This is a genomic window from Rhizobium sp. 11_C7_N12_5, from assembly GCF_051811145.1.
GTDB lineage: Bacteria > Pseudomonadota > Alphaproteobacteria > Rhizobiales > Rhizobiaceae > Rhizobium > Rhizobium lusitanum.
In genome coordinates this window covers 404,973-419,444 of record NZ_JBPWPY010000003.1, presented here as the reverse complement: position 1 = coordinate 419,444, position 14,472 = coordinate 404,973, and the positions used below count along the sequence as shown (strand labels likewise).

At 55.9% G+C, this 14,472-nt stretch carries 13 protein-coding genes and 5 pseudogenes; 12 read left to right on the top strand and 6 right to left on the bottom strand.

Going from position 1 to position 14,472, the window contains the following annotated elements:
- Positions 1 to 318 precede the first annotated feature (318 nt).
- Both nadE and AB8B29_RS31295 read left to right on the top strand, forming a co-directional pair.
- On the top strand, positions 319 to 2,145 hold the full coding sequence (nadE, locus tag AB8B29_RS31300; RefSeq protein WP_162740699.1) for an NAD(+) synthase: 1,827 nt from the start codon (positions 319 to 321) through the stop codon (positions 2,143 to 2,145).
- Between the two features lie 500 nt (positions 2,146 to 2,645).
- The gene (locus AB8B29_RS31295; protein ID WP_141694129.1) at positions 2,646 to 3,353 is read left to right on the top strand and encodes a DMP19 family protein; all 708 of its coding nucleotides are present in this window, start codon (positions 2,646 to 2,648) and stop codon (positions 3,351 to 3,353) included.
- A gap of 82 nt (positions 3,354 to 3,435) precedes the next feature.
- On the opposite strand, the gene AB8B29_RS31290 is transcribed toward AB8B29_RS31295, so the two are convergent.
- Together AB8B29_RS31290 and AB8B29_RS31285 are read right to left on the bottom strand one after the other, a co-directional pair.
- Positions 3,436 to 3,735 carry a putative quinol monooxygenase gene (locus tag AB8B29_RS31290; protein WP_092576428.1) on the bottom strand — a complete coding sequence of 100 codons (300 nt, stop codon included), beginning with the start codon at positions 3,733 to 3,735 and terminating at the stop codon, positions 3,436 to 3,438.
- Between the two features lie 61 nt (positions 3,736 to 3,796).
- Positions 3,797 to 4,813 (bottom strand): NADP-dependent oxidoreductase, encoded by a 1,017-nt coding sequence (locus tag AB8B29_RS31285; protein WP_092576452.1) that lies wholly within the window; start codon positions 4,811 to 4,813, stop codon positions 3,797 to 3,799.
- A 94-nt stretch (positions 4,814 to 4,907) separates the two neighbouring features.
- Between AB8B29_RS31285 and AB8B29_RS31280 the strand changes: the two genes are divergently transcribed.
- Entirely contained in the window at positions 4,908 to 5,810 is a 903-nt protein-coding gene (locus AB8B29_RS31280) for a LysR family transcriptional regulator (RefSeq protein ID WP_113085050.1), read from the top strand.
- Between the two features lie 155 nt (positions 5,811 to 5,965).
- Here the strand turns inward: AB8B29_RS31280 and AB8B29_RS31275 are convergent, their stop codons facing one another.
- Positions 5,966 to 6,367: a DoxX family protein gene (locus AB8B29_RS31275; RefSeq protein WP_052224330.1), complete on the bottom strand. Its 402-nt coding sequence runs from the start codon at positions 6,365 to 6,367 to the stop codon at positions 5,966 to 5,968.
- A gap of 88 nt (positions 6,368 to 6,455) precedes the next feature.
- Here AB8B29_RS31275 and AB8B29_RS31270 point away from each other — a divergent pair, with 88 nt between their 5' ends.
- From AB8B29_RS31270 to AB8B29_RS31235, 8 genes and pseudogenes are all read left to right on the top strand, one after another.
- Complete coding sequence (locus AB8B29_RS31270; protein WP_092576423.1) at positions 6,456 to 7,076, top strand: TetR/AcrR family transcriptional regulator; 621 nt, start codon at positions 6,456 to 6,458, stop codon at positions 7,074 to 7,076.
- A 129-nt stretch (positions 7,077 to 7,205) separates the two neighbouring features.
- A pseudogene (locus tag AB8B29_RS31265) lies at positions 7,206 to 7,292 on the top strand (hypothetical protein); the annotation flags it as partial.
- Between the two features lie 58 nt (positions 7,293 to 7,350).
- Positions 7,351 to 7,519: pseudogene (locus AB8B29_RS31260) on the top strand (IS6 family transposase); the annotation flags it as partial.
- On the top strand, positions 7,498 to 8,226 hold the full coding sequence (locus tag AB8B29_RS31255) for a LysE family translocator (RefSeq protein WP_197070353.1): 729 nt from the start codon (positions 7,498 to 7,500) through the stop codon (positions 8,224 to 8,226). The pseudogene AB8B29_RS31260 and the gene AB8B29_RS31255, both read left to right, overlap by 22 nt.
- Before the next feature lie 15 nt (positions 8,227 to 8,241).
- Positions 8,242 to 8,496 (top strand): annotated as a pseudogene (locus AB8B29_RS31250) (Tn3 family transposase); the annotation flags it as partial.
- Between the two features lie 98 nt (positions 8,497 to 8,594).
- The gene (locus tag AB8B29_RS31245) at positions 8,595 to 9,038 is read left to right on the top strand and encodes an NUDIX hydrolase (protein ID WP_047557140.1); all 444 of its coding nucleotides are present in this window, start codon (positions 8,595 to 8,597) and stop codon (positions 9,036 to 9,038) included.
- A 365-nt stretch (positions 9,039 to 9,403) separates the two neighbouring features.
- Entirely contained in the window at positions 9,404 to 9,676 is a 273-nt protein-coding gene (locus AB8B29_RS31240; RefSeq protein WP_047640007.1) for an AbrB/MazE/SpoVT family DNA-binding domain-containing protein, read from the top strand.
- The gene (locus AB8B29_RS31235; protein ID WP_113102566.1) at positions 9,673 to 10,074 is read left to right on the top strand and encodes a type II toxin-antitoxin system VapC family toxin; all 402 of its coding nucleotides are present in this window, start codon (positions 9,673 to 9,675) and stop codon (positions 10,072 to 10,074) included. Before AB8B29_RS31240 ends, AB8B29_RS31235 begins: the two co-directional genes overlap by 4 nt.
- A 193-nt stretch (positions 10,075 to 10,267) precedes the next feature.
- Here AB8B29_RS31235 and AB8B29_RS31230 read toward each other — a convergent pair.
- Positions 10,268 to 10,899: pseudogene (locus tag AB8B29_RS31230) on the bottom strand (integrase core domain-containing protein); the annotation flags it as partial.
- 215 nt (positions 10,900 to 11,114) lie between these two features.
- Between AB8B29_RS31230 and AB8B29_RS31225 the strand changes: the two are divergent.
- Positions 11,115 to 12,947, top strand: a complete 1,833-nt coding sequence (locus AB8B29_RS31225; RefSeq protein WP_113102565.1) for a methyl-accepting chemotaxis protein — start codon at positions 11,115 to 11,117, stop codon at positions 12,945 to 12,947.
- Between the two features lie 24 nt (positions 12,948 to 12,971).
- On the opposite strand, the pseudogene AB8B29_RS31220 reads toward AB8B29_RS31225, so the two are convergent.
- Both AB8B29_RS31220 and AB8B29_RS31215 read right to left on the bottom strand, forming a co-directional pair.
- Positions 12,972 to 13,270 (bottom strand): annotated as a pseudogene (locus AB8B29_RS31220) (DUF1612 domain-containing protein); the annotation flags it as partial.
- A 125-nt stretch (positions 13,271 to 13,395) separates the two neighbouring features.
- On the bottom strand, positions 13,396 to 14,310 hold the full coding sequence (locus AB8B29_RS31215; protein WP_113102579.1) for a LysR family transcriptional regulator: 915 nt from the start codon (positions 14,308 to 14,310) through the stop codon (positions 13,396 to 13,398).
- Positions 14,311 to 14,472 lie beyond the last annotated feature (162 nt).

Genomic DNA, 14,472 nt, shown 5'->3' with positions numbered 1-14,472 from the left:
TTTCGGGTGAACCGTGCGGAGGCTGACATTGCAAGCACGCCTTCGGTCGAAAATCGCACGGCTTCGCGCCTTGAGTTTAAATCGCGTCGGACCCTGGATCTGACTATTTTGGTTGCTAAGAAATACAGCTTGCCACCCGCACCACAGATGCCGACGGCCCACCGCCGCGCGGCAACATCCTTCCCCGCGGTTTTCTGAAATTCGCTGCCCCAATTTATCGAAATCTGCCGCCGACGATCAAAAACACAATAACCTCTTGCCAGCACCGATCGGCATGCTAGCCTCACATCGGTTTGCGACACCGAAATCCTGTGTCGTTTGGCCATCGGCCTTCCTCCCAATTATCAAGCTGTCGATAACGGCGGCCCACCAAAGAGTTTTGGAATGCGGCAGCTCAAATTCGCCATGCACCAACTTAACTACACTACCGGCGATTTCAGGGGGAATTTCGAGAAGAGTAGAGACAGCATTTTCTCAGCCAAGGACGCTGACATTCATGTGTTGGTGGAATGCGCTGTCGCGAACTACGCCGCTGGCGACTATCTGCTCGAAGCCGACTATCAAGAGGCGGTCATCCACTGGCTGGATCAATACCGCATTCTTTCAGGGCAATATGGCCTGACGATCGTGGTGGGATCGCCATTGCGTGGCAAAACCCAGGGCCGCAAGATGTGCAACGGCCTCGTCGTATTCCGCAATGGTCGGGACGTTCACAGTTACATGAAAACCCATCTGCCAAACTATGACGTCTTCGACGATGTGCGCTGGTTTGAAAGTCGCCTGGACCAAACTGGAACGGACGCCGAGGCTAACGTTTTGATGTTCGATGGGCCTGTGGGAAAGGCAACCATCGGCTTCTGCATTTGTGAGGACATCTGGTTCGACGACGTGACAGATGAACTCAGGCAGAAAGGCGCTGAGATCATCGTCTCCATCAATTCAAGCCCTTTTGCCATCGCCAAGGGCAATTTCCGCCGCAATATCTTCGCGAAACGTGTCGCCGAGACGGGCGTGCCGCTGATCTACGTCAACCAGGTCGGCGGCAATGACGAATTGGTATGGGATGGCTGTTCGGCCACCATCGATCCAGACGGCACGATCTATGAGATGGAACCCGGCAAGGAAGGCGTCGAGGTCGTCGCGCTTATCGACAGAGACGGTCGTGGCTTTCGAAATGAAGCCTCCAAGGCGCCTTTTGAACTGACCGACGAGCAGGAGCGCTATCTCATCGTCGGCCTTGGACTGCGTGACTACATTGAGAAGAACGACTTCGAGGATATCGTACTCGGCCTGTCGGGCGGTGCGGATTCGCTCCTGGTCGCCGCGCTGGCCTGTGACGTATTTGGCCCGACCCGCGTCAATGCGGCGCTGATGCCTTCACCCTATACCTCCTCCGGTTCGAACAGCCGAGCCAGTGGTTTTGCCTCCGGTGTGGGCACCGGTTTCAACGCTAGGACACTCCCGATCACAAAAGAGTATGAGGCCAGCAAAGCCAAGTTCCGGGACGTCTATGGGCGTGACATGTCCGGTCTCGCCGATGAGAACCTGCAGGCCCAGATCAGGGGCAACACGCTGTCCGCGATCTCGAACGACCACGGCCGCCGGGCGATCCTGGGCACGAGCAACAAGAGCGAAATTCTGATGGGATATGGCACGCTCTATGGCGACATGCGTGCTGCCTTCAACCCACTGAAGGATTTGTACAAAGCTATTGACGTGTTTCCCATCCTGGAGATGCGTTACAAACAAGCAATCGATCCCGATCCATTGTTCGCGCGCATTTGGTTCCATGCCTTTGACAAACCGCTCGAACACTATAACGAGGGTGCGATCGCTTCGATGCGGCAGACCATGGAAGCACCGCCGAGCGCGGAGCTAAGGCCGGACCAGCGCGACACCGACAGTCTTCCACCCTATCCGCGCCTCGACGCCGTGCTGTGGGAGATGGAGGACGCCAAGGAGCGTCACACCGATGCCGAGATCGCCGCCAAGCTCGGCGAACCGCTCGAATTTATACAAATGATCCGCCGTCAGGTCCGGCGCTCGGAGTTCAAGCGTTTCCAGTCTCCTCCTGGGCCAAAAGTTCATCGGAAATCGCCAACGACCAAGGATCGTCGTTTTCCCTTAACGGGACGCTTCCGATAATCTTGCGTCGGAACACCTTATAGAGCTCACCTTTGTTGCTTATACCTTTTGACAGGAGGAAGGCTCTCTTGATCAGAGCCGCACGCGAGTAGTTTTTTGAAAATCTGTGTATAAGCGCTCGCTCGGCGAGCTGATTATTCGCTTGCGGATTCCGTACGTGGGGCAAAATGAGTGGCAGGGGCCGTGAAACCCTCTATCGCCGGACGTCACAAACAGCTCTCGACTTGAGCGCGTACAGCGGTCACGATCGAATGCACAGGACGTTTGCGCCGGCTCGTGACAAGAATCGACCTAGACGGTCACCGATCCCTGGGCCTATTTCACCTGCTCAGGGTCGCGCTCATCTGCAGCGAAACATCGCTTCCCGAAAGACAGAGCGAGAGAGTCCGTTGATCGCTCATTAATCGGCATGAGCGATTATCCAAGGCTGACCGAAACGAGATACGCAATGGTGGAGCATGGTCCCTTTACGTCCGAGTACGATAATCTGTCCAGTTCTGGTGTTCAGCGGCGTTCTCTGGATTTACGATGTAGGACATTCTCAACTTTACGAAGTCGAGACCGCTGCAATATTGCGAGCCCAGAAGGAGGCGGCGTCGCCTGCATCTGCCTCACATATTCCGGATCAAACGACCGCATTCAGAGCCTCACCGATCGTTTCTGCGGAGGCGCTCGCAAGTGGCGACGATCAGGGGATCGTGGAATCCAATTTCTCTGTTGTGGATAGTCTCCGAGATTCGAAAGTCCCAGAAAACGAGATTAATCGAGCTGCATTGGAGAGCCGTTACGTCGATTTCTTTTATGGCGAAATGGTGGACGGGGGCTTTGCACAGTTTGTGGGAGAATCTGAGTGGGACAGCCAAACGGTAGCAATGGTAAGAAAGGGGCTTGTCGACATCAAGGCGTTCCGACATCTAGAGCTATTCGACGACGGGGCGGCCATTGTCGCCGCCATCGATCCAAAGGAGCTACGACAGTTCATTAATACACCCCAACCCAGTTCCAAAGACCCAGTACTTAGGAAACTGAGTTTGATTGATCGTCAATTCTTTGCTGTTAACGACCGAGAAAGCCTCGTAAAATTGAACGCGGCGTGGCTTCGCCAACAGCCAAATTTGATCGCGCTTTCACCAGAGGCCCTTCGAAATGAACTCCAGGGCCGCGGAGTGTACCTCCCCCATCGCGACAAGATCTCAGTGAAGAGTTGATGGACTTAGGCGCGGATGAGCAACCATGATCAACGTCTAATACCCTTTTGAACATGCCCGGCAAGGCGACCGAGACAATTCTTCATTCCAGCAAACCCCGTTCGTTCGAAGCATCAAACTTCCTCACATCACCCCGCAAGCTTCCCTGCCATCGCGCGACGAAAGCTTTGGTCTCCTCAGCAGCAAGATGCGCGCTCAGCGCCTCCTGACCGGTCCAGCGTTCCGCGATCAGCAGCCTACCCGCCGCGGGATCATCAATTGCGGCATCATAGGAGATGTTTCCAGGCCGCTGTCTTGTCACGATCGCAAGATCCTTCAGTTCCGCAAGAAATTGCGGAACCTCAGTAGGATCGATGTGCATATATCCTGTTATTATCAGCATGATGCTTGCCTTACCTGTTGAGCCTTCGGTGGGGTAACTGCGCTCGTGTGGCCTGGTGCCATCAAACCGCCTTGAGTACGATCTTGCCTTGAATGCTCCCTTGCGAAGCGCGCTGATGGGCAGCAGATGCTTCCGCCAACGAAAACATGCTGTCGATGACGACTCGGATTGTGCCGTCGTCGAGCAATCGACCGATCTCACCCAGCTGCGCGCCGTTTGAGCGAACCTGTGTGGATGAGACCGTAATTCCACGCCTTGCAGCCTCCTCCTGACCGGAGAAACCCAGCGGGTTGACGAAGAGGAGAACTCCTGCCGGCTTGATCACGCTTAGGAAACGCTCCATGTTCGCGCCTCCCACGGCATCCATCACCAGATCGAAATCCTGTGCGACTTCTTCGATGGAAGTCTTGGTGTAGTTGATGAACTGGCATGCGCCGAGTTCGCGCAGAAGTACCTCATGCTTGCCGGAGGCGACCGCGGTAACACTAGCACGCTTCCATTTTGCAACCTGAACCGCCAGGTGGCCGACGCCCCCTCCCGCGCCATTGATCAGGACACGTTTGCCCTCAAGTGGAATTGGCGCATGAGGAAATGACTGGAAGGGGTTGGGCGCGTCATGGCCCAGCTCGACAAGAAACTGCCAGACCGTAAGAGCCGACATCGGCGCGCCGGATGCTTGGAGATGATCGATTTTCGGTGGCTTCTTTGCGAGTTCCGATGCGGGTACGCTGACGTATTCGGCGTAAGCACCACTCCCTTTCATCAGGTCGTCGGGGAAGCGGACCATGGCATAGACCTCATCGCCAACACTGAATTGCGTAACCTGTTCGCCCGTTGCCGCGACTACCCCAGACACGTCGGTGCCAAGGATCAGCGGAAAGGTTGCATTGGGTCGCCATTCGGGAGGTAAAGCCCGATAGCCGTCACGCAAATAAAGGTCCGGTGGATTGAGGCTAGCCGCATGGACACGGACCAGCACTTCGCCACTCGCTAGTGCGGGTCGAGGAGCGTTCTCGTAGCGTAAAACACTTGGGCCACCGAACTCGTGCAGTCGGACCGCCTTCATCATCTCAGTCATGGTGCCCTCGTCTCTCTTAAATTGCGTCTTCCGCAAAGAAATAATAAATTTATCTGACATTGATAATCGCGCTTCAATTCGCTTTAGTAGTTCCATGACGGAACAAATTGGCTTGGACAGATTGACAGGTCTTATCGCCTTCGCGAAAGCGGGGTCTTTAGGCAGCTACACGGCCGCGGCGCGATCGCTATCCATTTCCCCCTCGGCCGTCAGCAAGAGCGTTCAGCGGCTTGAACAACGTCTCGGGGTCTCGCTTTTCACCCGCACGACACGCTCGCTGACGCTGACCGCCGAGGGGCGAGAACTGCATGAGCGGGCACTTCGCCTTTTGCGCGACGCAGAAGAAATCGAGCAATTGGCAAAGGCAGCCCGCGCGGCGCCCTCTGGCAACTTGAAAATTGCGGCGTCGCTTCCAATCGGCCTGCATGTCATCGCTCCAGCCCTTGCGGAATTCAGGAAGCGGTATCCAAGCGTTACGATTGACTTGCGTCTCAGTGATCACATGATCGACCTTATCGCTGAGGGGATTGATCTTTCTATCCGCATCGGCGAACTCGACGACTCGCGTCTCCTATCGCGGCGTCTGTCGCCGCATCGGCTGTGCTGCTACGCATCGCCTGAATATTTGGCTGAACATGGCACGCCGGGGCATCCCGACGATTTGGTGGAGCATGAGACGGTCAATTTGCGGTACAAAAGCACGGGCCAGCTTTTTCGATGGCCGTTCCGGATCGGGGAACGTGAGGTCGAAATCGTTCCATCTTCGGGTATCGTTGTCGATGCAAGCGAAGGCGTCATGACCGCAGTCGCGGCCGGCGCGGGGATTGGAATGGCCACAAGTTTTGCCGCGACCGCCTGGGTCAAGCGCGCGCAGTTGACGCCGATCCTTTCAGAATTTGCCGTCGAGAGACACAATGTCACTGCGGTTTGGCCCCAAAGCCGACGCACCAACCCGGCTGTTCGTGCGTTTCTTAAAATGTTGATCGACGCGTTCTAGCTCAGGCAACGGTCTTCGCGGCAGTGCCGTAAGCGAAGACAACGGGAGGCACAGAATCTAGCCCGCTCCCGTTGATGATTATATGACGGCGGTCGCCAGGAAATCTCCGAGAACTGTCATGCGGCGGCAGCTTGTCGACCAATCAAGGAACTTGCTTATGCAGGGCATCTAAAAAGAGGACCTCTTGTTCGTAAGCGTGCCGCGAATACCAAAGCAGCGATCGCGATGACAATCGCATTGAGCCACAGAACCGAAAACTCTTGTCGAGAGACATGAAAGGCGATCGCTGTAAATTGTAGCAGGACCAATCCCGCCGCTGCAGCGGTCGTCAGCCAAGGAAGGATCCCGAGTGCGGCAGGTAAAATAAGGCCTATGGCACCCAAGATCTCCGTCGAGCCGATCATTGTAATCAGCCAGGTTGGAACTTCCAGGGTCCAATTCCAGCCCATCGCCGCCATCGTCTCCGGAGTCTGCGTCAACTTCGTCCAGCCGGCGTAGCCGAAAAACGCGGCAAGCAGTATTTGCCCGGTCCAAGTGAAAGTGCTCGTTTTGCTCATGCTGGCTCCAAGACGATATGTTAAACCGCGCAGTGATCGAACACCACGCGGTATTTGATAGTCTAGACTATCATATGGAGTCAACAGCATGCGAGAGTGGCCGGAAAGTCACCCCAAGGCCAGGGCAATGGCGCGGCGAAGGAGCGAGATCATCGATGCGGCCAGGCGCTGTTTCATCAGAACCGGTTATGCCGGCACCACGATGGAAACAGTCGCTGAGGCGGCCGGTATTTCGCTCATGACGCTGTACAGGTTTGCAGAAAGCAAGGAGGACCTCTTTGCGGCAACGGTCACTGACGCTTGCCGCGCCCGCGATGAAAATGAGCGGCAATACTATGAAAATCTTGTGAACTTGCCGGTCCGGGAGATGCTGATCACCAGTGGGATCGAGATGCGTTTCAAGATTCTGCATCCTGACAGCATTGCGCTCATGCGTCTTATTATCGCTGAGGCTGACTCTTTTCCGGCTCTGTTACCGCTCGCCTATAGGGCGTTCATAGAACACTTCGAAGAACTGGCGTCGCAAGTTCTAAAGATCGGATTTCCTGATCTCTCCGAAGATGTCGATATTCTATCTCGCCGGTACGTGGACTGTCTTCTGGGTACCGATGTTCTCCGCATATTGCTCGGTGACGAGCAATCGGCCTGCAGCCAAGATTTGTCAAAAGCTGAACTGGCTGCCGATATGGTGCTGAACTCAATGGGTTGAGATCCTATCGCGATCTGGGTCTGCGAGGTCGCAGCGAAGACATGGCGGGCTGTCAATCGGACGACTCACTCTAAATTCAATACAGCATGTACCACCTGTATCCTGATACCACGCGGAACTGAGCTAGTTTTGACAGCAGGGGCTCAAGAACCTCGCCGGCCGTTGGCCATTCCGATCGCCCCTGGCGAGCGAAGCTACACTTGCAGCGGATTTAGAAATCTTCTTGATACCGGTGGTGTCGATATCGTGATGCCGAACGTCGGCTACTGCGGAGATACGGCAATGGGGCCGCAAGTTCGGGCCGGCCTGCCAAACAACTACGTGGACGGCATCTAGACGAGGTCTTAATCTCTATCGATTGCCCGAAGCATTGGCTATGTCGTGCCGTTGACCAGGACGGGTACGTTCTCGACGAAATCGTATGGAAGCCTCACGACACCAGGCAGCAAAACGACTGCTGGCTATACAGGTTTTTGTTGCAATCTTTCCGGCTCCATCGATGAAATTTGCACCAACATTCTGTGAAAACGTTCTTAACATTGCGCGTATGACTGATTCAGTAGTTCTCGCCCCATTCCTCGTCTTCGCCTTTCTCATGACACTTGCGCCTGGACCCAACAACGCAATGGCGCTGGCTTCCGGCGTTCGTGTGGGTTTGACTAGATCGTTTCCGCTCATAGGCGGCATTGCTGCTGGCGTCGCCGTGCAAATGTTGGCGATTGGCTTCGGCCTAGGCAAGCTATTCGAGGCCTATCCGGTCACTCACGAGATCTTGCGGATAGGCGGTTCGCTTTATCTCATCTGGCTTGCATGGAAGATAGCGCGCAGCGGCCCAATTGTTGAAGACGCGGAGAGTTCGCCTATCGGTTTTTTGGGCGCCGCCGCGTTTCAGTGGATTAATCCAAAGGCGTGGGCAATCACAGTGAGCGCGGCTGCGACTTATATTCCCAGCAGCGACTATCTGCTGAACATCTCAATCGCTGCGGCTTTGCTGGCTTTTGTGGCCATCCCTAGCGTTGCTGTCTGGGCGGCTGCCGGTCGCCTGCTCCGTAATGTGCTTACCCGGCCAACTTATGCACGTGTCTTCAATCTTTCGGTCGCACTTCTTCTCGTCGGATCGACTGTTCCGATTTTGTTGGGCAATCTGTAGGGGAGCATTCCATAAGCTTTGTCGGCGTCTCCAGTCGATGCATGCTTCAGCGCCATCGTGCATTGGAACACCGTCTATCTCAGCCGGGCCACGACCCACCTGCGCCAGCGGGGCCGTAATATTGCTAACGAGCAGCTGAAGCACGTATCCCCACTCAGTTGGGAGCATATTAATCTCACCGGCATCTATTCCTGGGACGCCGAGCGGCAGGTGGCTGGGGGTTTCAGGCCGTTGCGGCTTACCGGCCGACTTCTTCGCGCGGCGCAGTAGTTGACCTCGTCTATTCGAAAACAATATGGCGCCGCAACCGCTCTATTGGCCCGCCTAGGCCCATTGCGTTCGTTGGTTGGCTATACTATCCGTCGCCTATGAGCACTCTGCGTTCGAACATCAATGTGAAGGCTATTGGCCTTCATTGGCGAGATAATCGCCTCCTGGCCGCCGAAGTCTACGATAGCGAGGGCCGCGTCGCTGGCGTTCGTCCGCTCGGGGGAACGGTGGAGTTCGGCGAAAGCTCGCAAATTGCTCTCAAGCGCGAGTTCCTTGAAGAGCTCGGCGTTGAAGTAGAGGTGCTGTCGGACCCACTGGTCATTGAGAATTTATTCGTCTTTGAAGGCGAGAACGGCCACGAGATAATGTTCGTGTTCGAGATCGAATTTGTTTCTGATGATTATCGACATCACGAAACAATCACCTTCAACGAAAGTGACGGAACATCCGGTGTTGCACGGTGGTACGCCTTGGAAGAGCTTGATCGTCCCGGCTCACCAAGCCTCTATCCCAAAGGGTTGAAGGCACTGCTAGCCAGGTAGCTGCGACTGACCTCCGTTTCCGGCGCAAAACTCTCTTTCGAACATTGATTGGTTGCTTCCACGGCGCTTTTAGTGCGCGTTCACGCGGCGACCCATCTTAGCGTACGATTTTCTGCAAATGTTGTTCGGACCCCAATAGGCCCCTGCTACTCTACGGAAAATCTCTTCGATGTCGCGGGCAACCCGCCGGCGTGGCTGGGGCGAAGCGATTAACCACAGCGCAGGCGGAAAAGCATGTCGAAATCGGCAGCATCTGGGATAGGCAGAACTACACCGGCATTTTCTTGTGACAAACAATGAGCAGCCGGACTTGAATCAGCATGGGATGGCATATACATTATGGCATATACAAAGGAGGGTGTCATATGTCCGTATCATTGCCGTCATCAAGACCGAAAGAAGTGAAGCTGTTCCGCAATAACCGTAGCCAGGCGGTACGCATCCCTGCGGAGTTCGAGTTGCCAGGAGATCGCGTGTTGATCCACCGCGAAGGGGATAAGCTGATCATTGAGCCCGTAACCAAGCCGTCCAATATCGTAGAGCTTATTGCCGATTGGAGGAAGGACACTCCACTCGGGCCTGAAGACCAGTTCCCAGATATTGAGGACGTGCCTGCCAAGCCGGAGAACATTTATTGAGCGGCTACTTGCTTGATACGAACATCATCAGCGACATCATACGCAATCCCTTTGGACCGGTGGCACGGCGCATCGAGGATGTAGATCCCAAAGAGATTTGTACCAGCATCATCGTCGCATCGGAGTTGCGATACGGCTGCGCAAAAAAAGGATCGGCCAAACTATTGGCCAAGGTCGAAAGCATACTCGAAACGCTCCCAATTCTGCCGCTGGATATCCCCGCCGATATCAAATACGGCGACATTCGCGCCGCCTTGGAAGCTGCAGGACAGACCATCGGCCTGAACGATCTGCTGATCGCCGCACATGCTTGTGCACTCGACCTGACACTTGTGACTGACAATATGCGCGAATTTCAGCGCATTAGCGGCCTCAAACTCGAAAACTGGCTCGAGTGATAGCGGGCGGCGCCATGGGCGCTGAAGGCAATATGTCGCCGACCTTCAATTTCATCGACATATTGTGTCTGCGCGATCCCCAAATGAGACCGGCATGAAACAGGCGAAGGGTCAGCTTATCGGCTACGCACGCGTTTCTACGGATGAACAGGCAACCGATGCCCGGGAGATCGAGTGACCTGCCACTGAAGTTTCATCCAACGACGACTAGAGCCCCGGCGGTTTTGAATACGCCAAATGGCGCGGTTTGAGCAACCGGCTGAAACGCGAAGCTTTCATCTTGCGCAGTGTTGGAGCCGGTTGCGGCGATGGTCCCGGCAAAGTCTGCCGGGGTTTGGTATCCGAGCGATGAGTGCGGCCGGAAAGGGTTGTAATCGTCCGCCCATTCAGCAATGGCGCGGCGGGCATGATCGAGGCCGAAGAACAGGCTTTCGTTGAGCAGCTCGTCGCGCATGCGCCCGTTGAAACTTTCGACACAGCCATTCTGCATCGGCTTTCCCGGCGCGATGTAGTGCCATTCGACCTTGTGATCTTTCGACCAGGTGAGGATGGCATTCCAAGTGAGTTCGGTGCCGTTGTCGGAAACGACCATTCCTGGCTTGCCGCGTCGTTCGATCAGCGTCGTCAGTTCTCGAGCGACACGTCGACCGGAGATCGAGGTGTCCGGGATCGCTCCAGGCATTCGCGCGTCACATCATCGACAATGTTGAGGACGCGGAAGCGTCTGCCGCAGGCAAACTGGTCATGCACAAAGTCCAGCGACCAGCGGGCATTGGCCTTCGCTTCGACCAGGATCGGAGCACGCGTGCCGACAGCACGGCGTCGGGTCCAGCCCGAGGGGTTCACTCCATAACCGGCTCAATTTTGAGCGGAAACCAACAGCTCATCTAAGCAAGTTATTTTTTTATTTAAATTTAGAATCTAATCTTAGCTCTGGGATGCATGTTGCGTTCGGTGATGCGCAGGAGGCGCAGAAATTGTTGCCAATGTGACCCAGTCTTCGCGACGGGCACGACAGCAACTCAGCGCGGTGGGTATCGATGAAGAACATGAAAATCTCGCTCCAGCTGTTTTTGCTGGTTGGAGCCATGATAACGACTTTCGCAGGCCTGACATTCCTTCAGATTCGGTCCTCAACGACGGCCATCTACCATGAGCGCTATGAAATGCTGCGCACGCAAGTGGAAACGGCTATCTCCATACTGAAGGACTATCAAAGCCGGGTCGAGAAGGGCCAATTGTCGCTTGATGAAGCCAAGAAGCAGGCTTATGGCCAGCTCAACAAGATGACCTTCGAGCCGGACGGATATTTCTACGGATACGACTACAATGTCGTGCTGGTATTTCATCCGACCTCGCCGAGTGTCGGCCAAAGCAACAAAGGCGTGAAGGACGCCAGTGGCTTTGCCTATCGCGACGAACTCGTTCGGCTGGGCCGGGCCGGCGGCGGCTATGTCGAGTTCATCGGCCCGAAGCCGGGCAAGGACCCGAATGACCGAAGCTACTCCAAAGCAAGTTATGCCAAAGTCTTCGAACCATGGCAGATCGTCATCATTACAGGGCTTTACACGGACGATCTGAAAGAAGATATCCGATATTCGACCATCAAAATAGTCGGCGGCTCCGCGCTTGCGTTCCTGCTGGCGATTGCTGCGGCCTATTTCATCATCCGAGGGATTTCGCGTCCGCTCAATGCCATCCACGATGCGCTGAATGCCGTGGCCGATGAAGACGTCACCCTGGATATTCCCCACACCGACATGGGCAATGAAGTGGGCAAGATGGCGCGTGCGACCAAGGCACTCCAGGAGAAAGTGCGCGAGCGCCACACTATGCTGGCACGGCAGGAAGAGCAGCAGCACGAACTGGACGCCGAGCGCCAGCGCAATCTTGATGCCCAGCGTAAGGAAGCCGAAGAGCAAGCGCATGTGGTCGCCACCATCGGCGTCTCGCTCGAGAAGCTCTCTGTCGGCGACCTCACGGTTCGCTGCGCCGATCTGGGTCCAAAGTACGAGGGTCTGCGCCATAACTTTAACGATGCCCTTTCCCGCCTCGAACAGGCCATGAGCCGTGTCAACCTGAAAGGCACCGATATCAGTGTTTCCAAGGAAGAGATCCGTCGCGCTTCTAACGAGCTTGCACAGCGCACCGAGCGTCAGGCCGCCAATCTGGAAGAGACCTCCGCAGCTCTCGACGAGCTGACAGTGGCGGTTCGCCAGACGGCGGAGGGTGCCCGGGAAGCTGCAAGCCGTGTGGCGTCCGTCAGTCAGGAAGCGCGCCAGAGTGACGGTATTGTCGCGCAGGCGATCGCCGCCATGAGCGGTATCGAGCAATCGGCCACAGAGATCACCAAGATCATTGGCGTCATCGACGAGATCGCCTTCCAGACCAACCTGCTGGCCCTCAATGCGGGCGTGGAAGCGGCGCGCGCCGGCGACAGCGGCAAGGGCTTTGCGGTCGTTGCTCAGGAGGTGCGCGAACTTGCTCAACGCTCTGCCGCGGCCGCCAAGGAAATTAAGGAGCAGATCGCCCGCTCCAGCGGCCAGGTTGAACAGGGTGTGCAAATGGTCGGTAAGACCGGCGAGGCACTGAAGCGGATCTCCAGCCAGATCACCGCCGCCGATGATATCGTCTCGAAAATCGCGCACAGCGCTCAGGAGCAGGATTCGACCCTGCGCTCGATTTCCTCTGCGCTCAACCTGCTCGACACGGCTACCCAGCAGAACGCCGCCATGGCGGAAGAAACGACCGCTTCGGCAGAAGTTCTCGCCAACGACACTGGCGACCTGCTGGATCTTATCCGAGGCTTCCGCACCAATAGCTCTGCAAGCGAGCTATATAGAATAGGCCATCAGATGCGACGCGCAGGCTGAACAGGCCCTCCCAACACCTGTGCTGGATTCGCGATCGCGATGCCGGCGCCGATCGACGAGAATTGTTTTGAGGCCGAGATTGATCGCGACCAGATAGGCGCCTGACGTGACGCCGGCCTCCCGCAGGATCGAAGCGCAAGGCAGCCGGAAGAGCCACGGCGCATGCTGAAGCCGGAAAGTTCGTTCCAAGCATCGAGGGTAATGATCGCCTGCAACACCTCCAGCAAGTCCTCCGCTTGGCGCAACATGCCGCACCATTCGTTGAGCCGCTCGTCTCCGTCCCAGTGGAGATCATAGACCATCGGATCTTTTTCGGCCGCAGCCGTGTATCCCCGGGCAAATGTTTCGATCCATCTGCTTGAAAAACAGAGTCCACAGTTCCGACGGCACCTTGTTATGTGAAACGAGGAACCGTCTCACACCCGCCCGGCAATGTCTTGTCTTTCGCTTAACCGTCGCGCGCTTTTTCCTTGGCGATCTGCTGTACAAAATCGAGGAAAGCTCTGACCTTTGCCGGTGGCAGATGGCGCGCCGGATGGTACGCATACAAGGGATAATGTTCGTCCGACCAGTCTTTGAGAATTTGTCTCAGTCCGCCGCTTTCAAGCCAGGGATCCAAACCGATCTCCAGGCTCTGAAAGATACCTTGACCGGCCATGCAGGCGGCAATCGCTGCGGATGGGTCGTCGAAAATTATCCTGCCGTCGACTTTCACGCTGACAACTTCACCACCTCGATGAAATTCCCAAGGGAAAGCTCGGCCGGTTTCCGGGTCCCGGAACAGAATAACTTCGTGACCACTTATTTCCTCCGGTCGGACCGGCTCGCCGAATTTCTCGAGATAGGCCGGGGCTGCGCAAGTGATGACGCGGATATCCAGAAGCTTTCTTGCTATGAGTGACCCGGCATTGGTCGAGCCAAATCTGACAGCCACATCGAACCCGCTCATCATATCGTCACGCGTGTTCGTCGTCATAAGATCGATTTTCAGATCTGGATATTTTTCGGTGAGCCGCGGAAGCTGAGGCGCTAATACCATCCTTGCGAACCAAGGGTCGATCGATACGCGCAGCCTCCCGGCGACCGCAGCTGCCGATCCCGCGGCGGTCGCGGCGGCCTCCTCCAGACCGGCGACGAGCGGTAGGGCCTGTAGACGAAACAGGCGTCCCTCTTCAGTCAGCGCGACGGAACGTGGTGTGCGGTCAAACAGACGTACGCCCATCCTCGTCTCAAGTCGCCCGATTGACCGGCTGACGCCGGAAGGGGTCACTCCCAATACGTCCGCGGCCTTGGCGAAATTGCCGGCGTCGGCAACTGCCAAGAATACACTCACCCCAGTGAGAAGACGTCCGTCGAAACTCATGACAAGGCTTTCGCATTCCGCGGAAAGGAATAACAGTGATTTTTTGTCATTTTTAATATGACTATTATGATCTTTTAGCATGCCATGGCTCTTGATAGGTATTCACCGTCAGCCTTTCGAAGGCGAGCGGTTTACCAGACCCGCGATCCGTCTGGATTCAAG

Bases quoted from the DNA above. Each gene is read 5' to 3' on its own strand.
- AB8B29_RS31285 (WP_092576452.1), bottom strand. From the start codon at position 4,813: ATGACTGAGATGATGAAGGCGGTCCGACTGCACGAGTTCGGTGGCCCA.
- AB8B29_RS31215 (WP_113102579.1), bottom strand. From the start codon at position 14,310: ATGAGTTTCGACGGACGTCTTCTCACTGGGGTGAGTGTATTCTTGGCA.
- AB8B29_RS31290 (WP_092576428.1), bottom strand. From the start codon at position 3,735: ATGCTGATAATAACAGGATATATGCACATCGATCCTACTGAGGTTCCG.
- AB8B29_RS31275 (WP_052224330.1), bottom strand. From the start codon at position 6,367: ATGAGCAAAACGAGCACTTTCACTTGGACCGGGCAAATACTGCTTGCC.
- AB8B29_RS31225 (WP_113102565.1), top strand. From the start codon at position 11,115: ATGAAGAACATGAAAATCTCGCTCCAGCTGTTTTTGCTGGTTGGAGCC.
- AB8B29_RS31240 (WP_047640007.1), top strand. From the start codon at position 9,404: ATGTCCGTATCATTGCCGTCATCAAGACCGAAAGAAGTGAAGCTGTTC.
- AB8B29_RS31245 (WP_047557140.1), top strand. From the start codon at position 8,595: ATGAGCACTCTGCGTTCGAACATCAATGTGAAGGCTATTGGCCTTCAT.
- AB8B29_RS31255 (WP_197070353.1), top strand. From the start codon at position 7,498: ATGGAAGCCTCACGACACCAGGCAGCAAAACGACTGCTGGCTATACAG.
- AB8B29_RS31270 (WP_092576423.1), top strand. From the start codon at position 6,456: ATGCGAGAGTGGCCGGAAAGTCACCCCAAGGCCAGGGCAATGGCGCGG.
- AB8B29_RS31280 (WP_113085050.1), top strand. From the start codon at position 4,908: ATGACGGAACAAATTGGCTTGGACAGATTGACAGGTCTTATCGCCTTC.